Below are 24650 nucleotides of genomic sequence, written 5' to 3'. Positions count from 1 at the left end.
TTTAAACTCAGATATCAAAGGACTGAATCATGAAGCTTAAAAACTGCTTACTACTCTTTCTCTGTTACTTCCCTTTCTTTTTGTTTGCAAATCCTGATGTTCAACTGGCAAGTGTTTATTCTGAAAGCACGGATGTTAGGCAATATTTAGTCAGTGAGAAATACGACGGCGTGCGTGCTATTTGGACTGGAACGGCTCTGGTTTCTCGTCAAGGAAATACCATTCATGCGCCCAATTGGTTTATCGAAAAGTTGCCGAATGTGTGGTTGGATGGCGAGCTTTGGTCTAAACGAAATGACTTTCAATTTATTATGTCGACGGTAAGTAAAAATACCCCAATTGACAATGAGTGGCAGAAAATCCGTTATATGGTGTTTGATGCGCCAGATGAAGAAAAAGTCATGACGTTCGAAGCACGCTATCAGCGTTATACACAGATAGTTAACAGTCTAGATTTGCCCCATGTGGTTCCTATTAAGCAAATTTCAGTATCAAGTAATCAGGCGCTTCAGCAACTTTTAGAGGATTATGTAAAGCAAGGTGCGGAAGGGCTAATCTTACATCGTAAGCTTGCACGCTTTGAAAGTGGGCGTACTGATAATTTGTTGAAGCTAAAGCCGCACATGGACGCGGAAGCAAAGGTGATTGAGATCCTAAATGGCTCAGGGAAATACGATGGCATGATGGGTTCTATTTTAGTAGAAATGCCGTCAGGTATACGTTTTAAAATCGGTAGTGGCTTTTCCGATGAAGAAAGACGTTCACCCCCTAAAATAGGTGATTACATAACCTATAAATATCATGGCTTTACGGATCGAGGAGTGCCGAGGTTTGCGAGTTATTTAAGACCTCGAAACCAAGGCTATTAGTGGCTTTGAGGCCTTGGTTAGTGCGAGTTTTTTATACAGCTGTAATTGGAAGAGTTGTTGAGATTTATAGAGACGGGCAGAATAAGCCATGCAGTGTTTGAATTAACGTCTTAACTCTCTCATCTCCTAAGCTATAGAAAATAGTTTGTGACTCTCGCCTAGTGTTAACCAAGCCGTCTTTTCTCAGCACTGCAAGGTGTTGAGAAAGAGCGGATTGGCTTAAAGGCAGCTTTTCATTTAGTGCTGTTACAGATAATTCTTTATCTAATAAATAGCACAAAATCATAAGGCGATTTTCATTACTCAAGGCTTTTAAGAAGCCAGCGGCTTGGGATGATTGTGTTAGCATCTCTTCCATTGAGAGTGTTTTGTTTACCATAATTCTGCTCACTTTAATTTTCGCTGCTTTATATTGGGCTTTAAGCTATAAACAAACCATCCACATTGTCTGTGGATAAATCTGGGGGTAGTCGCGGTTAATAGTTGTTCTCATCAAGCAAGGCGTACACTACGTAGATTTGTTTGTTTTTTGATCAGCTGTCGCTTTTCAAAACTCGACCTAATTTAAGTCAAAAGTTGTCCAAATTGGTGCGTGATCGGAAGGCTTTTCTAAGCCTCTTAAATCATAATCAACGTCGGCATCTTGTAAATGAGGTGTTAAGCCATTTGAAGACATAATAACATCGATTCTCAACCCTCGTTTTGGCGTATCATCAAAGCCTTTAGAGCGATAATCAAACCAGCTAAAACGATCGTTTTTCTCTGGATTAAGCTTGCGGTAAGTGTCCGTTAGTCCCCAATTTGCAAGTGTTGTAAACCATTCTCTCTCTTCTGGTAAGAAGCTACATTTCCCTGTTTTTAACCAGCGTTTTGCGTTTGGCTCACCAATACCGATATCTAGGTCTGTCGGAGAAATATTGATGTCTCCCATGACAATGATTTTTTCATCAGGAGAATGAGAGGCAAGGTATTCCATTAAATCCGAATAAAATTTTCGTTTTGCAGGGAATTTTGTCTCGTGGTCACGGCTTTCACCTTGTGGGAAATAACCATTAAGAACTTTTACCGGTCCTTTAGGTGTATCAAAGGTGGCAATGATCATTCGGCGTTGTGCATCTTCTTCATCATCAGGAAAACCATACTCGACTTTAGTCGCTTCTTGTTTACTGAAAATGGCGACGCCGTAATGGGATTTTTGACCGTAATAATAAGCGTGATAACCAACGGATTCAGGGATTTCATGGGGAAAGGCATCGTCATGCACTTTAATTTCTTGTAGGCCAATGACATCTGGCGAGTGTTTTTCTACTAATGCTTCTATTTGATGTGGTCGAGCACGTAAACCATTAATATTAAAAGAGACGAACTTCATGATAATCATTCCGTGTTGAATTTCCTTAATCATACCTAGATGTTACAAACTCATAAAGCGGTTAACTCGTTAGAATTAGTTAGTTTTTTTGATCATGCTAATAAAGTCATTGTTTTTAACATTTTCAAAAACCCCTGTTACACTCAGGGGATAATTTTAATAAACAAACATTGGAGAGCTTAAATGGCTTATCAGTACGATTTATTTGTTATTGGTGCAGGTTCTGGTGGCGTACGTGCCAGCCGTGTCGCAGCGTCAAAAGGTTATAAAGTAGCAGTTGCCGAAGGCAGCGCTTTGGGCGGAACCTGTGTGAATATTGGTTGCGTGCCAAAAAAATTGTTTGTTTATGCTTCTGAATACGGTCATGGTTTTGGTGAAGCAGCAGGCTTTGGTTGGTCAAACGAAGGTACAAAGTTTGATTGGTCTGTATTAAGAGACAATAAAACGAAAGAAATCGAACGTTTGAACGGCATTTACGGCAACATGCTTGGGAACGCTGGAGTAGAGGTTATTTCTGGTTACGCAAGTTTTGTTGATGCCCATACTGTTGTTGTCGGTGGTAAAACTTACACGGCGGAACGTATTTTGATCGCTGTGGGCGCAAAGCCTTTCATTCCAGAGTTTCCAGGCAGTGATTTGGTTGTTAGCTCGAACGAGATGTTTTATCTGGAATCTTTACCGGGTAAAGCCTTGGTTGTTGGTGGTGGTTACATTGCTGTTGAGTTTGCGGGTATTTTGAATGGTTTAGGAGTGGATACTTCTTTGGCGTATCGTGGCGATCAATTATTGCGCGGTTTTGATGAAGATGTTCGCGCTTTTGCCAGTGAAGAATACGCGAAGTCAGGTATTGATGTTCGATTAAATACAGACGTTGAGCGTATTGAATTATTGGATGCTGATGATCCAAATGGTGAGCGTCTGGTGCACTTTAAAGATGGAAGCTCTGAAAGCTTTGGTTTGATTTTGTATGCAACAGGTCGTGTGCCAAACGTTGCTTCATTAGATCTAGAAAAAGCGGGCGTTGAGTTCGGTAAAAACGGCGCAGTTAAAGTAAATAATAACTTTCAGACAACTGCGGATAGTGTCTTTGCACTAGGTGATGTGACAGACAAGATCCAATTGACTCCTGTTGCGATCAAAGAAGCCATGGCTTTGATTGATTATTGGTTTGATGGAAAAGAAGTCGATTTTGACTACGACAACATTCCAACTGCGGTATTTAGTCAACCAGCGATTGGCACTGTAGGTTTATCTGAGCAAGAAGCGGAAGCCCGCGGTATCGACTTCCGTGTATACCAAACAGACTTCCGTGCAATGAAGCATACCTTGAGTGGCGCAACAACACGCTCCTTGATGAAGTTATTGGTCAACAACGCTGACGATAAAGTGATCGGTGCTCACATGGTAGGCGACTACTCTGGCGAGATCATTCAAGGTTTGGGTATTGCCATTAAAGCGGGTGCGACAAAAGCGGACTTCGACGCCACTGTTGGTGTTCACCCAACGAGTGCAGAAGAGTTTGTTACTTTCTCGGCCAATGCTTTGAAAGAACGCAAATAAAATCCGCTTTCTTATTGAGTTATGAAAGGCGCTGAAAAGCGCCTTTTTTATGGGTGATTTGTGCAGATTATAGAGTGATATGACGAGATTGTTTTTACTGACATTTATCAATGTAATATTGGTTCACTTATTTGTATGATTAATACATAATGAGTTCAGTATTGATCGAATTGGATTAATTCTAATACTTTTTAAATAAAAACTTCTTACATAACAATAAAATAGGAAGACGAAGATGAAAAAAGCTCTCGTGCTCGCTATCAGTGCAATTGTACTTTCTCAATCCGCTATTGCGGTAACTATGACAGATTACCAAGCAGAACTTGCTAGTAAACTGGACCCTTCTAAAGCGCCTGCTGAAAACTTCGACATGAAAAAGTGGAAGATTAACTTACCTATCGGTGACAGAACCGAAGCTCGAAAAGGTAAGGAAATGGAAATCACCGCAGACCGTTTAAACTATGTGAATTACCCATACGTTCATCCTGAATGGTTTTACACTAATTCAGAAACGGGTGCTGTTGTCTTTGCCGCACCAAACACAGGCCCAACCACGCCAAACAGTAAAAACACTCGCAGTGAATTGCGCGCCATGTTGGATGTGGAAAATGCGTACACATACAGCGCACCTTTAACGAACTTTGCCGTAGCGGCCCATAAGAATGCAAAAGACTTTGGCGCTATTGGTGGTCAACTCAGTGCTGCATTGACGGTTGATGCGGTTAGTACCAGTGGTAATGATAAAAAGATTGGTGCTCATGCCGTGGTTATTGGTCAGATTCATGGTTCTAAAAATGAACCGTTGAAAATCTTCTATCGTAAAATGCCAAACCATGAACATGGTAGTGTTTTCTGGACTTATGAAACGAACCCAGAAAATAAAAAAGATCGTACAGACATTCGTCACGATGTGTTCGGCAAGAACAATCTCACTAAAGCAGATGCAGATCCGCAAGACGGTATCGCACTGGGTGAGCTGATTGAATACGATGTGAACGTAGTGGGGAATATTATGAACCTTACGTTCAAACGTGACATCGGAGAAGCTGACGAAAAAGTGGTCACTTTCTCTGTAGACCTAAGCAAGCCTTATCCAGGTAGAGAAAATTTTGATCGCAGTTACGCACAAGATTGGATGTATTTTAAAGCCGGTGCTTATAATCAGTGTAATCAAGGTTCTTCTGGTTGTATGAACCGTGGAGTAGAAGCAGGCGATTATACGCAAGCCACTTTCTACAAACTAGAACTGAATCAGTAATCTAACGACAATACTTCGTTAAATGAAAAAGCCCAGATTGATCTGGGCTTTTTCATATCTCACTAGGAGTGAAACCTCACACATACGTTTTCTCTATCAGTCCTATCTTTATTTCGATTGCTTCAATCCTTGCTCTTCTTTACTGTTGTTTTCATATTGTTTTAACGATTTGAAGGGAGCTCCATGAACCAAGTATTGAATACCTTACAACCCAGTGCGATTTGGCGACATTTTCAAACCTTATGTAATACTCCAAGACCCTCTTATTACGAAGCACAGTTGAGAGATCATCTTATTCAATGGGCGACGTCTTTAGGGTTAGAAACCTATGTTGACCCTGCTGGAAACCTTTTGATTCGTAAAGGCGCATCGCAAGGCATGGAAGACAGAGAAACCGTTGTGTTACAAGGCCATTTGGATATGGTGGCGCAGAAAGACGCCGATGTGGATCATGATTTCACTAAAGACCCAATCGTGACTCAGGTTATTGATGGTTGGGTTCATGCGACAGGCACAACACTGGGCGCAGACAATGGTATCGGTGTTGCGGCGGCGATGGCGGTATTGGAATCGACGGACTTGGTTCACGGGCCAATTGAAGCGCTTTTTACCATAGAAGAAGAAACCAGTTTACGTGGTGCTTTGCAGTTAGAAGAAGGTATTTTAAAAGGCAAAATCTTACTGAATTTAGACTCCGAAGATCATGGCGATGTGTACATTGGTTGTGCCGGTGGTGTTGATATCAACATAGAAAAACATTACAAGGCGTTGCCCGTGACGGGGGATAAAAAAGCCTTTGAGATTGTTGTTTCTGGTTTGCGTGGTGGCCATTCTGGATTAGACATCCATAAAGGTCGTGCGAGCGCGAATGTCTTGTTGATCCGTTTATTAAATCTGCTCAAAGAAGAATGTGATTTTGGGCTGAGTGGTTTTACTGGCGGCACTTTACGTAATGCTATTTCTCGTGATGCCAGCGCGACCATTAATGTAAATGCCACTGACGAAGCCAAGCTATTTGCCTTTGTTACTGAATTTGAAAGACGCACTCAGGCTGAATTTGTTAGTACCGAACCTAAGTTACGGTTTTCTCTTGTTTCCTCAGAAGTGGACTCTGAATTGGAAGCCGATTCTAAAGACGCTTTGTTGAGCGCTATTTATTGCGCGCCTCATGGTGTACATAGAATGAGCGCAGATTTGGACGGCGTGACAGAGACATCTTGTAACCTTGGTGTGATTAATCTTAAGAACTCCAAAGACGGCGAAAAGGTATTTGATGCTTGTTTGCTGGTACGTTCTTTAGTGGATTCTGCGGTTGAACATCTTGCTCATGTGGCGAAATCGGCTTTTTCATTAATTCATGCGGATGTGAATTTAGAAAATGGTTATCCGGGGTGGAGACCAGACCCAAATGCGGGTTTGCTCAAGCATTTTCTTGATGTTCATAAAGAAGTGATGGGACAAGAAGCCAATGTGAAAGTGATTCACGCAGGGTTAGAGTGCGGCATCATTGGTGCAAAATACGCTGGTATGGAAATGGTGTCTTTTGGCCCGAACATTCGAGGCGCTCACTCACCGACGGAACGCATGGAAATTGATTCCGTAGGGGATTTCTGGCGATTGCTCGTGGCCTTGCTGGCGTCCACACCGAAGGCGGCTTAGAGTAGATTAGTCGTAAGTATGCCTGCGACAACCAAGAAAAAGGGAGCTGATAGTACGGCTCCCTTTTTTAAATATTTTCTATTGTGACTCAAGTATCTGTTATTGGGAGAGAATAATATCCGTAATGCCTTCTGCGGATAGGATCTCAATCCAATAACCATCTGGGTCTCTAATGAAAGCTAATCCTTTCATTGAACCATCGTCTGGTTTCTTTACAAACTCCACATCGTATTTGGCAAAGCGTTCACTGGCCGCATACACGTCTGGTACGCTAATGCCTATGTGTCCAAAGCCGCGTGGGTCTTCATTGCCATTGTGATAACCTGGGAAGTTGTCATCCTTCTCGCTGCCCCAGTTATGAGTCAGCTCAATTAAGGCAGGACGACGGAAAACCCATTCGGTTTTGGTTTTATCGTCGCCTTCTGGTATTTCGTTTTCATAGCCTAAGAAGTAAAGCGTAAATTGCATCGCTGGGAAGTCGTATTTTCCCAATAGCTTCATGCCTAATACTTTTTGATAAAACTCTAACGACACAGCTGGGTCTTTAATGCGCAACATGGTTTGTTGCATGACATAGCCCTCAGTGGCTTGAGAGATTTCTTCTTGGGATTCGTTATAGCTAGACATCGTACAATCCTTGATGAAAGTGAATAGAATCTAAATAGAGATGCGTGAAATAGTGAGCTCTATGGTAATCATCTATAGCCTGAATTTAAACATCCTAATGCAGTTTTAAAAGCGGTTCGATGATCAGAGTGTGGCATAATATCAAGATCATAATTTGGTTAGGTTGAGGTAATGGACTCTCACGAATTGACGGTGAAATTAGATGCGGATGTCTTCGCTGCAGAAACTGGAGACAATTTGTTGTCGTCTTTGTTAGCTCAGGGTGCGGATGTCCGTTACGGTTGCCGAGCAGGGGCCTGCGGTGCATGTCGTCTTTATGACCTGAATAACTGTGAATCTCTTTTATCCTGCCAAACATCGATATCTTCTGATATGGCGTTAAGTACACAAACGCCTGCCGCTTCTGTTGAGTTTTCTATTTTGGCTTTGAATTCGCTCGATGACTCTAACGTTGAAATAACGCTGTTAGGTCCAAGTGATGACTCCTTTGGCGATCGAGTGTTCGTATCTGCATCTAAAGCACACCACTTTGTTGAATGCATGGCATTAAATCAAGCCGTGCGCCGCTTAAAGTTATTTTACAGAGAAGTGCGTTTTCTAAGACTGAGTGGCAAAAAGTGAAAGCGTTTGCGATTAACGACTCATTAGGTGTTCAGACTTTATCAGGCGTAAGAAAAGGGCGCCTGCTTTATGAAATGGATTTGAGTGCTTTTCCTGTTCTGGTTGTGTCTTCTGCTGATAATGGTGTGTTTGAGCCTTATTGGCGTGAGGCTTTAGGAGAAATTGTTACTCAAAAAGTGGCATTTTTTAAACTTGCTGCTGGAAGTCTATGCCATCCATTAGAAGATGAGGCTTTCGTTACCTTTCTAAATAAGGTGGTCGCTGAATCAGGCACGTCATTACATATTATTTATCACGGTCAAAACTTACCTGAAAAGGATTGGGAGCAAGCGCTTCGTCCTTTTAGAATCCGAACCTCACAATTACATTTTGTTCGTTAGTTTTTTGTAGTTTGTTAAATATACTGAATTATTGCTTTTTTCGGCGCTTTATAACTTTAAAAACATATCTGCTATGGCTGTTCATGACAAAACCATTACTTTAAAATGAAGATTATATGAATTTAATGTATGGTTTTTGGGTGAGGTTATTATGTTAGAGCTTGATGACAACTTATTGATAGGTAAAGGGGTGATTAGAAGTTGTTACCAACATCCAATGAAACAAAACCAATGCGTCAAAATTTTACATCCGACTAGCCCTTTGAAAAATCAAACTCGTGAAATTCGTTATTTTAAACATTTAGAGAAAGTTGGCGCGAGTTGGGAGTATGTTGTTCCCTTTGTTAAGACAGAAGAAACAAATTTTGGCTTAGGTGCTGTGTTTAACTTAGTGCGCGATTGTGATGGGAAAATTTCAAAGTCGATTGATTTTTATTTGAAGCAAGATATCCCAGAAATCAATAATTATATAGCGTATGCACTAGAGGAGTTGAAGCAACACCTATGGGAGCAAAACATCATATACAGAGATTTGAACCCATCTAATATTTTGTTACAAAAAAATAGCGAAACAGATTTTCACTTGAAAGTAATTGATGGTGTTGGCCACAATGACTTTATTCCAATTTGCCATTTTGCCTATTTTGGAAGAAAGAAAATTGAAAGAATGTGGAACAGAAGACTTAGAAAATGGTTTGGTAAGTATAAAAATGTGTTTCCTTTATTGACACCATATCGCTAGATTTGTCTCTATCTTTAAGGTTATTCATACCTCTTCTATATGAATAACTTTAATAATCCCTTGTATCGCACTTCCACTTCCTTACTATTGCTACCTTTCATATTTTATTTCTGAATAGGTGATGCATGAAAATCCTACACACCTCTGATTGGCATCTTGGTCAGCATTTTATGGGGAAGTCCCGCCGTGATGAGCATAGAGCTTTTATCGATTGGTTGTTGGCGCTGGTGGACAAAGAAGGTATTGATGCGGTGATTGTGGCTGGTGATATTTTTGATACTGGCTCACCGCCAAGTTATGCCCGTGAAATGTATCATCAGCTTGTGTTAGATATGAAAGCACGAGCCTGTCAGCTAGTCATTGTGGCTGGAAATCATGATTCTGTGAGTATGCTCAATGAATCTAAAAGTCTCCTTTCTTATCTAGATACACAAGTTTCCAGTCAAGCTAACCTTGATGATATTGAATCCCATGTTATTCCATTGATGAACAAGCAAGGTGAGATCGCTGCTTGGGTTTGTGCTGTGCCTTATCTTCGCCCTAAAGATGTGATGAAGAGTCTGTCTGGTCAATCAGAGCAAGATAAGAAAATGGGATTGCTGCAACACATAAGTGATTTTTATCAGCAAGTTTACCTGCTTGCTTGTGAGAAGAATAAAACATTGAAAACCCCTGTGCCGATTATTGGAACGGGTCACCTTACTGCGATGGGTGGCCAAGTCAGTGAATCGGTCCGTGATCTTTATGTGGGAACGTTAGAAGCCTTGCCAACGTCTGTATTTCCTGCCTTTGATTATCTTGCCCTTGGTCATATTCACCGTGCGCAGGCGATTACCAAAGATGGTCGCTTTCGCTATAGCGGCTCGCCAATTCCATTGAGCTTTGACGAATTAGGGCGAGACAAAACGCTTGTGATTCTTGATACGGATTTATTTGTGGAAGAGCCAGAGGAGAAAGAGCTTCCTGTAATGGGAGATCTTTTCGCTAGTGAGCTTGAAGAAAACAAAATAGAGCCGATTCAATTAGTAAATATTCCTATGTTCCAGCCAATGGCGAGCCTGAAAGGAAGTTTAAAAGAGGTGACAAAGCAGCTTAATGAACAAGGTTTTGTAAAAGGTTTAGAGTCAGGTCAGACACTTTGGTTAGAGGTGACTATCATTGCGGATGATTATTTGAGCGATGTACAGAAACGCATAATGGAAGTGATCGACGATAAACCGATTGAACTGCTGCGAGTGATGCGAAAAAGCGCTTTGGAAAAAAAGACCGACGCTTTTGAATCTCGCCAAACCTTGTCTGAGTTAACGGTTGGCGATGTTTTTGAGAAAAGCCTGCAAGCTAACTTGGACATTGAACAGGAAGAAGCGAAGACATTAACAAAACTATTTCATGTTTGTCTTGCTGAAATGGAAGAGTCTCAAAATGGGTTATCTGACGATGCCGAAGTGAGTGAAACCGCGCATTCAGAAAAGGCCAAAAAGAACAGTGAAGAAGACAGTGAAAGTCATGAAGAGGAGCAAGCATGAAAATTTGTAAGCTTCGACTGAAAAATCTAAATTCATTAAAAGGTGAGTGGAAAATTGATTTTACCAAAGAGCCTTTTGATGACGCTGGTGTTTTTGCCATTGTTGGGCCAACAGGCGCTGGTAAGTCTACCTTGCTCGATGCGATTTGTTTGGCTTTGTATCATGAAACGCCTCGTTTGAAAGTCTCTCCTAGTCAAAACGAGTTGATGACGCGCCATACGGCAGAATGCCTTGCGGAAGTGGAATTTGAAATAAAAGGCAAAGGCTATCGAGCTTTTTGGGGGCAGCGTCGTGCGCGAGGCAGCAGCGATGGTAAATTGCAACCAATGACTTGTGAATTGTGTGAGCGTGACGGCACGATTATCACCACTAAAATCAATGAGAAAATCGATAAAATCGCAGAAATTACCGGTTTGGACTTTTCTCGATTCACTAAATCCATGTTGCTGGCGCAAGGTGGATTTTCTGCTTTCCTAAATGCCTCAGCGAACGATCGTGCTGAGTTATTGGAAGAACTTACCGGTACAGAAATTTATGGGCAGGTTTCTAAATGGGTTTTCGAAAAGCACAAAACTGAAAAGGTAAAAATCACCCAATTAGAAGCCATTAATGCCCAGCGGAAATTACTAAGCAATGATGAACTTGATACTTTGGTTCAGAAAGAAAAGGAATATGAAGGGCAGGATGAAACGCTTGTTCAGAGTTTCAAGGAGCATCAGCAAAGTTTAGAGTGGCGTCAAACAGAGTCTCATCTAACGAAACAATTGGCACAAACTCAACAGCAAAGTTTGGATGCTATCGCTGCGCTAGAAAACTTTCAGCCTAAATTAGTTTTATTGAATAAAGCGGAAACGGCCAATAGTTTGCAGTCTCAATATGACGAGCTGACGAAAATGGTCAAGCGAGCAACTGAGCTTGAGCAAGAAAAAGCCGTAGCACTTCAGCAACAAACAGAGCAAGCCGCCACTGCCGAAATGCTTGAAGGGCAGGTGAAAGCCTCTAAGTTGGCGCATGATGAGCAAGCTCAACAATGGGAAAAGCTGAATGACGAAGTAACCAATGTTATTCAACCTTTGGTTTCTCGCCGTGAAAATATTAATGAGCAGTTAATTGGCGTTAACAAGCGCCACGAAGAGCTTAATCAAAAGCATCAATCTAGCTCAAAAGAGTTAGAGGCTTTAAAAGAAAAGCTCAAGCAGGGGAAATTACTCTGTCAGCAGAGTGAAGCTAGCTTGTCAGAATGGCAAGCGCCTGAGCAAATAGAAGCTCAGCTATCAAACTGGCAATACCAACAAGACTCTATTCAGACGCAAGATCAAGCTCTAATGAATTTGGCGGCTGATATTGCCACATCGAAAAATGCGCTAGACGCAGCACTTAAAACTTTTGCCGCCAGTAAAGATCAAAAAGAGCAACAAAGTAGCCTTGTCGCTAATTTGGAAAAACAGCTAAAAAATACCCTTGCAGACTATTTACATCTTTCCTCCGGCCGTGAATTGAATGAGTGGCAAGAACATGTTCGTGAATTAGATTTAAGGCAGCAGAAAGCTCAAGAACTTGTTCAACAATATCAACTGTATCAAGCGAAGCAAATTGAACTTGGTAATCTGAATGACACGATTCAAGCGTTGGAAAACAAAGTCATTCAACAAGAAGAGCAGCTTTCACAACAGCGAAAAGCCTATAAAGAGAAAAGCCATCATTGTTTAGATCTTACCAAGCTGGTGGATGCAGAGCGCCACATTGTCGCGCTAAATACACTAAGAGAAAATTTAAATGAGCGTGATCACTGTCCTTTGTGTGGTTCTACCGAACATGATTTAGGTCATGCCTTGCATCAAGCAACCAATGTTGAAAATCAGCAAAGATTGGACGCTTTACAAGCTGAATTGGAAGCGCTTAAGCAATCCGGTTTGGCGTTAAAGTCTGACCAGAAAGTATCCGCCAGCGAAAAAGAAGTGCGTCTTGAGCAGAGACAATCCTTAATAGCAGCCTTGGCGGATTTAGAAGCATCACTGTTTACGCTATTAAATCGTTTGGCAATTAATGCGGTCGAAGTGCTTGAAGAAACGGCGGTAAAAGCGACAGTGGAAGCCGTGCAAAAAGATTGGATTCAAGTGACTGAAACCAACAAGGCTGTTTTGGAGAAGCATCAGCAGCGATTGGTTTTGGAAGAAGAGTTTAATAACGTGAAGGCTGAGCTGCAGAATATAGAATTGCAACTTCAGCAGCAAGAATCTCAAGGTCGATTGCTCCGTCAATCTTTTGATAGCAAATTGGATGAGCAGCAGAAAATCACTCAAGAAAAAGATCGGGTTGCTCAATCTTTAATGGCTTCCATTCAATCTGCAGGTGTTCCAGAAAAATATCTCGTATCGCCTTTGAGTGATTCTTTGCTGGCATTGCAGACTTCTTTGCAGTCATGGAGAGCGGCCAAGAACAACCTTGATATACAGCGCCAGCAAGTTGACCAGTTAGGTTATGAAATCACGTCGTTAGAATCACGTGTGAGTGACAATGCTGTAGAGCTAGAGCAAATACAAGTTCAACTAACTGATTTGAAAAATGAACTGGCAGCGATTGATAAGAGTCTTTTTGAAAAGTTAGGTGAGAAAACACTTGCTCAATATCGTTCTGATGCTCAGGCGTCTTTAGAATCCAGCCGATCAGCATTAGATTCTCTTTCAAAAGAGCACGAACAGATTCAGAAAACATTGGCTGCATCAGAGGCGACGTTGAAGGCGCTTGATAAATCTTTGCAAGCTCTAAAAGCTGAATTGGAAACGGCAGAGTCTGCTTGGCAAGGTGTGCTTAAAGAGAAAGGTTTTGAAGATGTTTCATCCTGGAAGATGGCGTGTTTATCTCATGATGAGCTTATTGCTTTGCAACAGACTTATAGCGAATTAAAGGATGTAAACACGCGACAAGCTGCATTGCTAAAGCAGGCGGAAGCTTCTTTAGCGTCACACATTAATAACAAACCCATAAGTGATGTAATAGACACAAACTCTCTTGAGGAGTTATCTGCGTTGGTTGAGCAATTAGAAAATCAGCGACAATTGCTTAATCGTAATTGGGGGGAAGTAGCGAATAAGATTGAAGAGGAAAAGCAGCGTCGAGAGCAAGCAAAAGCGTCTGTAGAAGAATTGCGAATTTTGCGGGAAGAAGTGGTTCATCTTGAACGATTAAATCATTTGATAGGTTCTTCGGATGGTGCGAAATTCCGACGTTTTGCGCAAAGCCTGACTTTGGATCATTTGGTATATTTGGCAAATCAGCATCTGAATGTGTTACATCGTCGTTATCAGCTGAAAAGACAGGAAGAGGCTTTGTCATTGGCCGTGGTGGATACTTGGCAAGCAAATGCATCTCGGGACACAAAAACCTTGTCTGGCGGAGAATCTTTCTTGGTGAGCTTGGCGTTAGCGTTGGCACTTTCTGATTTGGTTTCCCATAAAACCAGTATCGACTCTTTGTTTTTGGATGAAGGATTTGGCACTTTGGACAGTGAAACATTAGAGTCTGCTTTAGATGCTTTGGATAACTTACATTCCTCAGGGAAGACCATTGGAATTATCAGCCATATTAGTGCATTAAAAGAACGTATTCCTGTGCAAATTAAGCTGACGAAGCAAAGTGGCTTAGGTGTGAGTCGTTTAGCACCTGAATTTGCTGTACATTCGGCGGATTAAACATCATTTTTACAACGGTTTTTTATGGTGCAAAAGTTTTCCCCAGATTAATGGGAACAAGTATGTAAGTAAGTTGTAAAAATTTAAACAAATCAAATGGTTAAAGTTTAGTTTATTATTGAGCATTATGCGTTATTCTTGGCACTATTAGAGAGCAAGGCCAATATTTGAGAGAGTGTAAAGACTCTGTTTTGGTGTCTTTCTTTAATCATTCAGCTTGATAGAATAGATTTCTGTATGCTAATCAAGATGATTCGTGTCTTTTATACGAATTAGCCGTACTAAAGAATTTAAAAAAAGGACTGTTTGCATGGCAGACTCAGGCTTCCAACTCAAAGGAAGTGTTGTTACGACAATATTGTTAGAAGTTCAGACATTTTCGCTAGATGACATTACTTTTCACCTAAAGAAAAAATTGAACAGGTGCCACATTTTTTTAATCAGGCTCCTATCATTATTGATATTTCAAAAATGAAGCGCGGCATTACCCTAGATGAATTTGAAGCTTTAATTCGCTCGGTGAGTACTCTTGGGCTTGGCGTTATCGGTTGGCGTTGTCATCCTGAAAATTTACCTGTGTGGAAAGGCTCAGTTAGCATTCCATTATTGCCTGCCAGCAAAGCGCGGGCGATACAAACCGTGCCAGAAGTAAAAGAAGAAGTAAGTCCAGATGTCGTTGTAAAAACAGTTGTGGAAGAGCGTTTAGTGCCTCAAGCAACTAAAGTTGTCACTAAGCCAATTCGTTCTGGTCAACAAGTTTACGCGGAAGGCGATTTGATTATTTTAGCTCAAGTCAGTGCAGGGGCAGAGGTTTTGGCCGATGGCAACATTCATGTGTATGGCCCATTACGAGGCCGAGCTTTGGCTGGTGTAAAAGGAGATACAGAAGCACGAATTTTTTGTAAGAGTATGGAGGCTGAACTGGTTTCAATCGCAGGCAATTTTATGTTGAGCGATGCGTTGCAAGATATTGTTTGGAAAGATAGCGCTCAAGTGCTATTAGTTGACGATAGTTTGGAAATTACACCGCTTTAGTATTTATTAGATTATTTTGATGTACTCTGTTTGGGGTTATCGGGGGATATAACATTGGCAAAAATTATAGTGGTCACCTCAGGAAAAGGGGGGTCGGCAAGACAACATCCAGTGCAGCAATTGGTACTGGTATTGCGTTGAAAGGGCATAAAACCGTCATTATCGATTTTGATGTGGGCTTACGAAATCTTGATTTGATTATGGGGTGTGAGCGCCGTGTTGTTTATGATTTTGTAAACGTCATCAACAAGGAAGCAACTTTAACGCAAGCCCTGATTAAGGATAAACGCACTAAGGATTTGTATATCCTTCCAGCGTCTCAGACTCGTGATAAAGACGCCTTAACAATAGAAGGTGTTCAGGAAGTCTTGGAAGAGCTTTCTAAAGAATTTGATTACATCATCTGTGATTCGCCAGCAGGAATCGAAAAAGGCGCTCAAATGGCCTTGTATTTTGCTGATGCTGCAATCGTAGTGACCAATCCTGAAGTGTCATCTGTTCGTGACTCTGACCGTATTCTTGGTATCTTGCAAAGCAAGTCTAAACGAGCAGAAGAGGGTGCTGAGCCAATCGAAGAGTTCTTATTATTGACTCGTTATCATCCTGAGCGTGTTGAGCTAGGTGAGATGTTGAGTGTTTCTGATGTTGAAGACATTTTAGCGATTCCTTTGTTAGGTGTGATTCCTGAATCGGAAGCCGTGCTTAAAGCATCAAACCAAGGCGCTCCTGTTATTTTGGATACAGAATCTGAAGCGGGCCAAGCGTACATGGATGCAGTAGACCGTCTGATGGGTGAAGAGCGTCCTTTACGCTTTTTGACTGTTCAGAAGAAAGGTTTTATAAAACGTTTGTTAGGAGGTTAGAGTGGGCATTTTTGATTACTTTAAAAGTAAAAATTCACCTAGTTCGGCTTCTGTAGCAAAAGACCGTTTGCAAATTATTGTGGCTCACGAGCGTACTAAGCGACATCAGCCTGATTACTTACCTCAGATGCAGCAAGAGATTATTGATGTTATCCGTAAGTACGTGCAAATTGGCAGTGAAGATGTCCAAATACAGCTTGATAACACTGACGATTGCTCGGTGCTAGAGTTGAATGTTACCTTGCCTGATCAGAATTAAACTTTTCGTCTTGCACTGAGAAAGCGCCTCACTATTTTCTTGATTTGGATCTAGTTGGGCGCTTTTTTTACGTCTAAGTTAATGAGAATAATTGTCCGCGTTTTACTCAAATTCGGCATGGGTGTATTATTCCACGACTTATTTATTTGATGGCTAAAATACAATGCTACGCTTTTCTCTTGGTGTGATTGCCGTTTCTCTATTTCTTTCTGCATGCAGTGAACCTAAGCAGGTTGCTCCTCAACCTAAAGCCACTAAAGCTACCCACGAACTTCCGATTCCGCTTACAGACCCTAAAGCGCTTTTAGGCTCTCAATTGTTCTTTGATACAAATCTATCAAAAGAGAGGAATCAATCCTGTGCGACTTGTCACGATATTGCGAATGGCTTTGTCGATAGAAGAAACGATGTTTTTTCTGGTGCGGTTTCATTGGGTAGTGATGGCCAATCGGTAGGAACTCGTAATACACCGACGGCAGCTTATGCGGCTTTTTCCCCGCCATTTCATCGTATGAAAGATGGTGAATATCGTGGTGGTCAATTTTTAGATGGCCGATCGTCTGATCTAGTGGAGCAAGCACAAGGGCCGTTTGTGAATTCTCTGGAAATGGCGTTGCCTGATGGGGCTGCGGTTGTTGATAGAGTAAAAGAAAATCAGCGATATGTGTCATTGTTTAATGATTTATACGGTGACGGAATTTTAGAAGACTCAGAGAAGGGTTATGTCGCCATTGCGGATGCGATTGCCACTTTTGAAAAAACGGCTCTATTTATGCCTTTTGATTCAAAATACGACCGTGTATTGCGTGGCGAGGATAAATTTACACCAGAAGAAGAGTTGGGTAAGACATTATTCTTCTCTCAGCAGTTTACGAATTGCAATGCTTGTCATCAATTAAATCCTTCTCCATTTTATGATCAAGAAACCTTTACAAACTTTGAGTATCGCAACATAGGTGTGCCTGCCAATGCGCCTTTAACGGCTCACAATAATGGCTTAATTGATCAAGGGTTATTGGATCATCCAGAGATTACAGACCCGTCTCAAGCAGGTAAGTTCAAAGTGCCTTCCTTGAGGAATGTCGCGGTCACAGGGCCTTATATGCATAACGGTGTGTTTCAGGATTTACGTACAGTGGTTCTATTTTACGATAAATACAACAATCCAACTCGCACCATTAATCCTGAAACGGGGAAGCCCTGGGGTGAACCTGAGGTGGCAGAGAATATAGACTTTGCGGACTTAGAAGTAGGCCCAGCTTTACCAGATCAAAGAGTGGATGCCATTGTTGCTTTCTTGAAAACATTAACAGACAAGCGATATGAACCCTTGTTGGAATCGAAACCTTAAAGTTAAGCTCCTTATTGTTTTCATTGATAAAACTGGCTTGATGGCGAAAATTTTATTACATTGATCCTTTGATTTATTTTGTGGCGCTTTTAATGTGTCACTCAAATATAAAGGACATAAATGATGAAATATTCGCCACTTGGTCGAACAGGCTTAGAGGTCTCTCGAGTTTGTTTGGGCACCATGACATGGGGTACTCAAAATAATCAGGCTGATGCTGATATTCAAATTGAATATGCCTTAGCAAACGGTATTAATTTCTTTGATACCGCCGAAATGTATTCTGTTCCACCGACTCCTGAATCCTATGGAAAAACAGAAACCATCATTGGTGACTGGCTATCTCGTAATGCGTCTCGTCGTGGCGAAATGATCTTGGCAACGAAAATTGCTGGTCCGGGTTTACACTATATTCGTGATGGCGGACCAATTACGGGTGATGCTGTTGTCGCTGCTGTTGATGCTTCTTTGAAGCGCTTGCAAACAGATTACATTGACTTATACCAACTTCATTGGCCAAATCGTACGACACCGCATTTTGCGAAGCATTTTCCAGGTCATATTTCGTTTTCTAATGTGGATCGTGATGCCCACTCGGCTCAAATGCTTGATATTTTGCAAGGCATTGCTAAGTGCATTAAAGCAGGGAAAATTCGCCATTTTGGTTTGTCTGATGACAGCACTTGGGGAATTAATGAATACATTCGCTTAAGTGATAAGTATAACTTGCCAAGAGTGGCTTCGATTCAAAATGAGTTTAGCTTATTACATGCGAAAGACTGGCCGTATTTGATTGAAAATTGCGTTCATGAAGACGTTGCCTATTTACCTTGGTCACCTTTGGCTGCGGGTGCGTTAACAGGCAAGTATCTTGGTGGTGCTCGCCCTGAAGGTAGTCGTTGGAGCTTTGCGCAGCGCAATGGTCTGTTCCGCGATACTCAACAAGTAGAGAAAGCGGTTGCTGGATATGTTGAGGTTGCCAAGAAGCATGGCTTGAGTGCGGCTCAGTTGGCTTTGGCTTGGTGTGATCAGGTTGATGGTGTAAGTTCAACCATTGTTGGTGCGACTTCATTAGAACAGTTGAAAGAAGATATGAGTGCTTTTGACTTGGCTTTGTCTGATGAGGTTCTTGCGGATGTTATGTCTGTATTTCGGGAGTATCCTGTGCCGTTTTAATATCCAGGACGTGTTCGTACCTTCCCTAGGTTATTTCGAGAACTAAAGAGTGCTTTTTGGGTGCTCTTTTTTTGTGCCCAATTTTTAGAAAGCATAAAAAAACCCGATGCGATGCATCGGGTTTTTTTGAAGAGAAAGAGAATCAGAAATTAGTTCTTTTCTTTTTCTTTCTTCTCTTTTTGAGCTGCGATTACTGTTTCTGCTACGTTTGCAGGACATGGTAGGTAGTGAGAGAACTCCATAGAGAACTGACCACGACCAGATGTCATTGTACGTAGAGAACTGATGTAACCAAACATTTCAGAAAGAGGAACGTCTGCTTTAATGCGTACGCCAGTTACGCCTTTCTCTTGGTCTTTGATCATGCCGCGACGACGGTTAAGGTCACCGATAACATCACCAACGTGATCATCAGGAGTGAACACGTCAACCTTCATGATAGGCTCGATCAACTGAGGACCAGCTTTCGGGATAGACTGACGGAAAGCGCCTTTAGCAGCGATTTCGAAGGCAATAGCAGAGGAGTCAACTGCGTGGAATCCACCGTCGAACAACTCAACTTCAACGTCTAGTACTGGGAAGCCAGCTAGAACACCTTCTTCCATCATAGACTTAAAGCCTTTTTCTACTGCTGGGAAGAATTCTTTTGGTACGTTACCGCCCACAACAGAAGAAGAGAAAGTGAAGCCAGAACCTAGCTCACCTGGTTTGATACGGTAATCGATCTTACCGAATTGACCAGAACCACCAGATTGTTTCTTGTGCGTGTAAGTATCTTCAACTTCTTTCGTGATCGTTTCACGGTAAGCAACCTGAGGCTGACCAACAATTAGGTCTACGCCGTAGGTACGCTTCAAGATGTCTACTTTGATATCTAGGTGAAGTTCACCCATACCGCGAAGGATAGTCTCACCAGAATCTTGGTCAGTTTCTACGCGGAAAGTTGGATCTTCTGCAACCATTTTACCGATCGCGATACCCATTTTCTCGTTACCACCTTTATCTTTAGGAGTAACAGAGATAGAGATTACTGGCTCAGGGAAAACCATCGCTTCAAGAGTACATGGGTGCTTAGGATCACAAAGAGTGTGACCAGTTTGTACGTTTTTCATACCAACGATTGCAAGGATATCACCAGCTTGTGCTGAGTTGATTTCTTTACGGTCATCCGCTTGCATTTCCACCATACGACCAACACGCTCAGTTTTACCTGTGAAGCTGTTTAGGATCGTATCGCCTTTGTTCAGTTTACCAGAGTAAACACGTACGAAAGTCAAGGCACCGAAACGGTCATCCATGATTTTGAAAGCAAGAGCTTTGAAAGGTTCGTTAGCGTCAACAAGCGCTTTCTCGCCGTTTGGATTACCTTCTTCGTCAGTAAGATCTTGTGGAACAACATCTGTTGGGCTAGGTAGGTAGTCAACTACTGCGTCAAGAAGAAGTTGCATGCCTTTGTTTTTGAAGGCAGAACCACAGTAAGTAGGGAAGAAAGCAAGATCACGTGTACCAGTACGGATACAACGTTTGATGTCTTCCATAGAAGGCTCTTCGCCATCCATGTAGGCCATCATGATGTCGTCGTCTTGTTCAACTGCAGTTTCGATTAGTTTCTCACGGTATTCTTCTACCTGATCAACCATGTCTCGCAGGAACATCTTCGATGCTGTAGTTTTCTGGCTGGCCAGAATCATCCCAAACGTAAGCTTTACGGCTTAGAAGGTCAACAACACCTACGAATTCGTCTTCAGTACCAATTGGCAATACCATGATAAGAGGCGTCGCACCTAGTACGTCTTCAACTTGTTTAGTAACGCGGTAGAAGCTAGCGCCTAGACGGTCTAGTTTGTTTACGAAGATCAAACGAGCTACTTCTGACTCGTTTGCGTAGCGCCAGTTTGTTTCTGATTGTGGTTCAACACCACCAGAACCACAGAATACACCAACACCACCGTCAAGAACTTTAAGGGAGCGGTATACTTCTACTGTGAAGTCAACGTGTCCAGGTGTGTCGATAACGTTAAAACGATGGTCTTTCCAGAAACATGTTACTGCTGCTGATTGGATAGTAATACCACGTTCTGCTTCTTGTTCCATGAAGTCAGTAGTTGACTCACCTTCATGTACTTCACCGAGTTTGTGGATCATACCGGTAAGTTTAAGAATACGTTCTGTGGTAGTAGTTTTACCCGCGTCAACGTGAGCAAAAATACCGATGTTTCTGTATTTTGATAAGTCAGCCATTACATTACTCTAAATAATTGAGGACGAAATTTGCGCGCTATTATACAAGGCTTTTTACATTTGTGGCCAAGTATTTCGCGCTATTCTATTATATTTTATAGGATTAAAGAAAGGGGGCTGTGAAAAGCATTCTAGAAATAACGCATAAATGTTTTTTAAGTGCCAAAAACAGAGTAAATGAGAGGCTAAAACTTTGCTTTTGCCCGTGCTGTACTGGGTTTTTAGCGGAATAAACAAGAGTTGGATTTAAAAATAGGCTTTAGCCTCTTTAATTGTTGGATTATTTGTAACTAAAGAGGCTGAGGTTTTACTTCATAAGTGTTCTTGTTACCAAGAACCTGTACCTGCTTTTTTGCGGCGTAAGGATGGTAGTAGGATGCCTAAGAATAGTCCGCCAAAGAGGGTTCCAGCACCAATAATAAACCATCTTTGATCATTGGATTTCTGTAGCTGATTCGCTTGTGTCACTGCAGCATTAGTACGCTGTCTTAGGCTGGCCATTTCGTAACTGATGGTTTCATTTTTAGAGACAATCTCTTTGGCTTTTTCGGAGATCTCTGCAAGGTCGCTGAGTTCTTGCTCCAATGCGCTGTTGTTGTTTTTTAGCTGAGTGTTCTCTTGAATGAGCTCTTGGATTTTTTGTTGGCTTGCTTTGAGCGTGTTTGCAATGTCGTTTCTGCTTTCCGTGACTCGATTAACTTGGCTCTGTAGGGCGCTCATTTTATCTCTAGTTACTGTGTCTTCACTAAGGAAGTAATCAGCTACCCAGCCTTCATTACCGCTAGGAGTGCGAACCTTGCTGTAGCCTTCGCTTCTTTCGAGAATTTCTAATGGTGTTCCGCTTTTTAATCCTCTTTCTACCGCTCTTGTGCTGTTATCGAGGCCTTCTCGAATAGCAACAAATTGAATATCAGAGACATAGACAGTTTCAGCGTAAACAGAGGTGGAGAGTAGTAGGCCAGCTAATAGGCTAGTGACACATTTTCTAGACACATTAAGTTCCTTCAGCAAATCAATCACTTTGAGTTATTTAGTAACGATAATCAGGAGTGGTGCAATACGCAATAGAAAAAGGCCATCGTAATGGCCTTTTATGGATATTTTATTGTAAAGCTTTTGCTTTGTAGGTCGGAGTTAGTTGCCTATCGACGCAAGAAAATAGGTCGTGGATCAGCAACGTCACCTTGGTAAGCGACAGAGAAAGGGCGATGTAAATCTAACGCCTTTTCCAAATCTACATCTTCGTTAAACTGGAAGCTGTTGAATCCAACTCTTAAAAGATAACCTAATTGATCTGGGATGAAGTTACCTAAGGCTCTAATTTCACCTTGGTAATTCAATCTCTCTTTTAAAAGGCGTGCGTAGCTGAATCCGCGGCCATCTGCAAACGCTGGAAAATTGATGCCAATGACTTCAAATTGATCTAGGTTGATGTCGCTTAAGCATTCCACACCGTCGCCAGCATCAAGCCAAATGCCTGCAACTGAACCAATGGTGTCTTTTTCAGCTAGCCATTTTTGAACAGAAACGATACCGTTTGGTACCACTTCTTGTTCATTGCTGTCTAACCAAACATAAGCATTGTCGATGATTTCACCGTTTTTAATTAGCTTTGGCATAAGCGGCCTCTTTAAATGGTGTGATGCCAATACGGCGATAAGTGTCGATGAAGCGCTCGTCTTCTGAACGGTTGCTAACATAAACATCCATTAGCTTTTGAATAACACCGCTAATCTCTTCTTGAGCAAAGGAAGGCCCTAAGATTTTACCTATGCTGGCATCGTGTCCAGAAGCACCACCGATGGAAACTTGGTAGAACTCTTCGCCTTTTTTATCTACACCCAATATGCCTAGATTACCAACGTGGTGGTGACCACAAGCATTCATACAGCCTGAAATGTTAAGGTCAATTTCACCTAGATCATAAAGGTAATCTAGATCGTTAAACGTGTCTTGAATTTGTGCTGCAATCGGGATGGATTTCGCATTGGCAAGAGCACAGAAGTCACCACCAGGGCAGCAAATCATGTCAGTTAACAAGCCTAAGGTCGGCGTTGCGAAACCTGCTTCTTTTGCAGCATCCCACAATTCAGCAAGTTGATCTTGACGAACATCCGATAGGACTAGGTTTTGTTCGTGACTTACGCGTAGCTCGCCGAAGCTAAACTTATCGGCAAGATCCGCAGCTTTTTGCATTTGATCTGCTGTTGCATCACCAGGTGCTTGGCCTGCCTTTTTCAGCGTAAGAGTAACAATTCGGTAGCCTGCTTTTTTGTGAGCAAAAGTATTGCGCTCATACCAGCGAGCAAAACCAGCACTCTCAGACAATTTGCTTGTTAGGCTAGCAGGATTGTTTCCTAAGTTTTCGTAAGCTGGCTCAGAGAAGAAGCTTGCTAAACGATCAAATTCCGCCATAGGAACCGTGCTTTCTGTTCCTTTTAAGTGAGCCCATTCAGCATCGACGCGCTTACGGAATTCATCAATACCTAGTGCTTTTACTAAGATTTTAATACGAGCTTTGTACTTGTTCTGACGGTTTCCTGTTTGGTTATAAACACGAAGGATAGCGTCGAGGTAAGTCAATAAGTCTTGGCGAGGAATAAATTCGCAAATCGTTACGCCAACCATTGGTGTACGGCCCAAGCCACCACCAACGATTACTTTGAAACCAATTTCACCCGCGTCGTTTTTCTTAATGTGCAAACCAATGTCGTGAACTTGTGTTGCAGCTCGGTCCGCAGATTCTGTTGCGTTTACAGCGATTTTGAATTTACGTGGTAAGAAAGCAAATTCTGGGTGGAATGTAGACCATTGGCGAATTAGCTCACAGTAAGGGCGAGGGTCAACCACTTCATCAGCAATCACACCAGCATATTGGTCAGTTGTGGTGTTACGAATACAGTTACCACTGGTTTGTACCGCATGCATTTGTACTTCGGCTAACTCTGCTAGAATGTCTGGCACATCTTCTAGTTTAGGCCAGTTCAATTGCAAGTTCTGACGTGTACTAAAGTGTCCGTATGATCTGTCATATCGGCAGCTGATATCTGCTAGTTTGCGTAATTGAGTACTAGAAAGCATGCCATATGGAATAGCGATACGTAACATTGGTGCGTAGCGCTGAACATACAATCCATTTTGAAGGCGCAAAGGCAAGAAGGCTTCTTCGCTTAATTCTTTCGCAAGATAACGGCGTGTTTGGTCGCGAAATTGAGCGACACGTTCTTCAACAAGCTGTTGGTCTATGGCGTCATATTGATACATAGTTAGGAACCGTGATTGATAAATTTTGATGGACGTATATTAGCAAACATCCTTTATACTAAAAATGAATATTTACCTATATCTTTAGCGGTTTTTCTAATAAGGCTTATTGAGGTGAAGAGTTATCAATTGGCTTTTTAAATAAAGGAAAAATA

At 41.8% G+C, this 24650-nt stretch carries 19 protein-coding genes and 2 pseudogenes; 14 read left to right on the top strand and 7 right to left on the bottom strand.

Translation table 11 applies throughout. The annotated features are described in order from the left end of the window. Positions 1-29 precede the first annotated feature (29 nt). On the top strand, positions 30-869 hold the full coding sequence (locus AC0L46_RS01355; RefSeq protein WP_473505207.1) for a DNA ligase: 840 nt from the start codon (positions 30-32) through the stop codon (positions 867-869). 64 nt (positions 870-933) lie between these two features. Here AC0L46_RS01355 and AC0L46_RS01350 read toward each other — a convergent pair whose 3' ends face one another. Together AC0L46_RS01350 and xthA are read right to left on the bottom strand one after the other, a co-directional pair. Continuing rightward, a complete protein-coding gene (locus tag AC0L46_RS01350; protein ID WP_414681924.1) occupies positions 934-1248 on the bottom strand; it encodes an ArsR/SmtB family transcription factor in 315 nt (104 codons plus the stop codon). 180 nt (positions 1249-1428) lie between these two features. Then, positions 1429-2241, bottom strand: coding sequence for an exodeoxyribonuclease III (gene xthA / locus AC0L46_RS01345; protein WP_473505205.1), 813 nt, complete (start codon positions 2239-2241; stop codon positions 1429-1431). Between the two features lie 183 nt (positions 2242-2424). On the opposite strand from xthA, the gene gorA reads away from it, so the two are divergent. The 3 genes from gorA (at position 2425) to AC0L46_RS01330 (ending at position 6718) form a co-directional block, all read left to right on the top strand. Continuing rightward, a complete protein-coding gene (gorA, locus tag AC0L46_RS01340; protein ID WP_473505203.1) occupies positions 2425-3801 on the top strand; it encodes a glutathione-disulfide reductase in 1377 nt (458 codons plus the stop codon). A gap of 235 nt (positions 3802-4036) precedes the next feature. After that, the gene (locus AC0L46_RS01335) at positions 4037-5059 is read left to right on the top strand and encodes a polysaccharide lyase family 7 protein (RefSeq protein WP_473505201.1); all 1023 of its coding nucleotides are present in this window, start codon (positions 4037-4039) and stop codon (positions 5057-5059) included. Positions 5060-5242: 183 nt separating this feature from the next. Further along, positions 5243-6718: an aminoacyl-histidine dipeptidase gene (locus AC0L46_RS01330; protein ID WP_473505199.1), complete on the top strand. Its 1476-nt coding sequence runs from the start codon at positions 5243-5245 to the stop codon at positions 6716-6718. Positions 6719-6817: 99 nt separating this feature from the next. Here the strand turns inward: AC0L46_RS01330 and gloA are convergent, their stop codons facing one another. Further along, positions 6818-7345 (bottom strand): lactoylglutathione lyase, encoded by a 528-nt coding sequence (gene gloA / locus AC0L46_RS01325; protein WP_473505197.1) that lies wholly within the window; start codon positions 7343-7345, stop codon positions 6818-6820. Between the two features lie 171 nt (positions 7346-7516). Here gloA and AC0L46_RS01320 point away from each other — a divergent pair, with 171 nt between their 5' ends. The 10 genes and pseudogenes from AC0L46_RS01320 (at position 7517) to AC0L46_RS01275 (ending at position 18990) form a co-directional block, all read left to right on the top strand. Next, positions 7517-7966 carry a 2Fe-2S iron-sulfur cluster binding domain-containing protein gene (locus AC0L46_RS01320; RefSeq protein ID WP_473505195.1) on the top strand — a complete coding sequence of 150 codons (450 nt, stop codon included), beginning with the start codon at positions 7517-7519 and terminating at the stop codon, positions 7964-7966. After that, positions 7963-8346 carry a hypothetical protein gene (locus AC0L46_RS01315; RefSeq protein WP_473505193.1) on the top strand — a complete coding sequence of 128 codons (384 nt, stop codon included), beginning with the start codon at positions 7963-7965 and terminating at the stop codon, positions 8344-8346. Before AC0L46_RS01320 ends, AC0L46_RS01315 begins: the two co-directional genes overlap by 4 nt. 151 nt (positions 8347-8497) lie before the next feature. After that, entirely contained in the window at positions 8498-9088 is a 591-nt protein-coding gene (locus AC0L46_RS01310; RefSeq protein ID WP_414682086.1) for a YrbL family protein, read from the top strand. A gap of 125 nt (positions 9089-9213) precedes the next feature. Continuing rightward, complete coding sequence (locus tag AC0L46_RS01305; RefSeq protein WP_473505191.1) at positions 9214-10614, top strand: exonuclease SbcCD subunit D C-terminal domain-containing protein; 1401 nt, start codon at positions 9214-9216, stop codon at positions 10612-10614. Beyond that, on the top strand, positions 10611-14306 hold the full coding sequence (locus AC0L46_RS01300; protein WP_473505189.1) for an AAA family ATPase: 3696 nt from the start codon (positions 10611-10613) through the stop codon (positions 14304-14306). Before AC0L46_RS01305 ends, AC0L46_RS01300 begins: the two co-directional genes overlap by 4 nt. A 423-nt stretch (positions 14307-14729) precedes the next feature. Next, positions 14730-15341, top strand: a complete 612-nt coding sequence (minC, locus tag AC0L46_RS01295; protein ID WP_473505187.1) for a septum site-determining protein MinC — start codon at positions 14730-14732, stop codon at positions 15339-15341. A gap of 54 nt (positions 15342-15395) precedes the next feature. Continuing rightward, a pseudogene (gene minD / locus AC0L46_RS01290) lies at positions 15396-16204 on the top strand (septum site-determining protein MinD). Between the two features lies 1 nt (position 16205). Further along, entirely contained in the window at positions 16206-16463 is a 258-nt protein-coding gene (gene minE / locus AC0L46_RS01285) for a cell division topological specificity factor MinE (RefSeq protein ID WP_414682092.1), read from the top strand. A gap of 163 nt (positions 16464-16626) precedes the next feature. Beyond that, positions 16627-17814 carry a cytochrome-c peroxidase gene (locus AC0L46_RS01280; RefSeq protein WP_473505185.1) on the top strand — a complete coding sequence of 396 codons (1188 nt, stop codon included), beginning with the start codon at positions 16627-16629 and terminating at the stop codon, positions 17812-17814. A 120-nt stretch (positions 17815-17934) separates the two neighbouring features. Further along, positions 17935-18990: an aldo/keto reductase gene (locus AC0L46_RS01275; RefSeq protein ID WP_473505183.1), complete on the top strand. Its 1056-nt coding sequence runs from the start codon at positions 17935-17937 to the stop codon at positions 18988-18990. A gap of 149 nt (positions 18991-19139) precedes the next feature. Here the strand turns inward: AC0L46_RS01275 and fusA are convergent. From fusA to AC0L46_RS01255, 4 genes and pseudogenes are all read right to left on the bottom strand, one after another. Then, positions 19140-21231, bottom strand: a pseudogene (gene fusA / locus AC0L46_RS01270) (elongation factor G). A gap of 327 nt (positions 21232-21558) precedes the next feature. Continuing rightward, positions 21559-22224, bottom strand: coding sequence for a TIGR04211 family SH3 domain-containing protein (locus AC0L46_RS01265; RefSeq protein ID WP_473505181.1), 666 nt, complete (start codon positions 22222-22224; stop codon positions 21559-21561). A 149-nt stretch (positions 22225-22373) separates the two neighbouring features. Then, positions 22374-22850, bottom strand: a complete 477-nt coding sequence (locus AC0L46_RS01260) for a DUF934 domain-containing protein (protein WP_317003813.1) — start codon at positions 22848-22850, stop codon at positions 22374-22376. Further along, the gene (locus AC0L46_RS01255) at positions 22834-24495 is read right to left on the bottom strand and encodes a nitrite/sulfite reductase (protein WP_473505179.1); all 1662 of its coding nucleotides are present in this window, start codon (positions 24493-24495) and stop codon (positions 22834-22836) included. Before AC0L46_RS01255 ends, AC0L46_RS01260 begins: the two co-directional genes overlap by 17 nt. Between the last annotated feature and the right edge of the window lie 155 nt (positions 24496-24650).

The sequence above is a fragment of the Marinomonas sp. 15G6-16 genome, assembly GCF_055809555.1.
The sequence above is the reverse complement of the archived record's forward strand: the minus strand, read 5'-3'. Positions and strand labels throughout refer to the sequence as shown.

What these genes read in the sequence shown, in the direction of transcription:
- AC0L46_RS01355 (WP_473505207.1), top strand. Translation starts at nt 30, where the DNA reads ATGAAGCTTAAAAACTGCTTACTACTCTTTCTCTGTTACTTCCCTTTC.
- AC0L46_RS01350 (WP_414681924.1), bottom strand. Translation starts at nt 1,248, where the DNA reads ATGGTAAACAAAACACTCTCAATGGAAGAGATGCTAACACAATCATCC.
- xthA (WP_473505205.1), bottom strand. Translation starts at nt 2,241, where the DNA reads ATGAAGTTCGTCTCTTTTAATATTAATGGTTTACGTGCTCGACCACAT.
- gorA (WP_473505203.1), top strand. Translation starts at nt 2,425, where the DNA reads ATGGCTTATCAGTACGATTTATTTGTTATTGGTGCAGGTTCTGGTGGC.
- AC0L46_RS01335 (WP_473505201.1), top strand. Translation starts at nt 4,037, where the DNA reads ATGAAAAAAGCTCTCGTGCTCGCTATCAGTGCAATTGTACTTTCTCAA.
- AC0L46_RS01330 (WP_473505199.1), top strand. Translation starts at nt 5,243, where the DNA reads ATGAACCAAGTATTGAATACCTTACAACCCAGTGCGATTTGGCGACAT.
- gloA (WP_473505197.1), bottom strand. Translation starts at nt 7,345, where the DNA reads ATGTCTAGCTATAACGAATCCCAAGAAGAAATCTCTCAAGCCACTGAG.
- AC0L46_RS01320 (WP_473505195.1), top strand. Translation starts at nt 7,517, where the DNA reads ATGGACTCTCACGAATTGACGGTGAAATTAGATGCGGATGTCTTCGCT.
- AC0L46_RS01310 (WP_414682086.1), top strand. Translation starts at nt 8,498, where the DNA reads ATGTTAGAGCTTGATGACAACTTATTGATAGGTAAAGGGGTGATTAGA.
- AC0L46_RS01305 (WP_473505191.1), top strand. Translation starts at nt 9,214, where the DNA reads ATGAAAATCCTACACACCTCTGATTGGCATCTTGGTCAGCATTTTATG.
- AC0L46_RS01300 (WP_473505189.1), top strand. Translation starts at nt 10,611, where the DNA reads ATGAAAATTTGTAAGCTTCGACTGAAAAATCTAAATTCATTAAAAGGT.
- AC0L46_RS01280 (WP_473505185.1), top strand. Translation starts at nt 16,627, where the DNA reads ATGCTACGCTTTTCTCTTGGTGTGATTGCCGTTTCTCTATTTCTTTCT.
- AC0L46_RS01275 (WP_473505183.1), top strand. Translation starts at nt 17,935, where the DNA reads ATGATGAAATATTCGCCACTTGGTCGAACAGGCTTAGAGGTCTCTCGA.
- AC0L46_RS01260 (WP_317003813.1), bottom strand. Translation starts at nt 22,850, where the DNA reads ATGCCAAAGCTAATTAAAAACGGTGAAATCATCGACAATGCTTATGTT.
- AC0L46_RS01255 (WP_473505179.1), bottom strand. Translation starts at nt 24,495, where the DNA reads ATGTATCAATATGACGCCATAGACCAACAGCTTGTTGAAGAACGTGTC.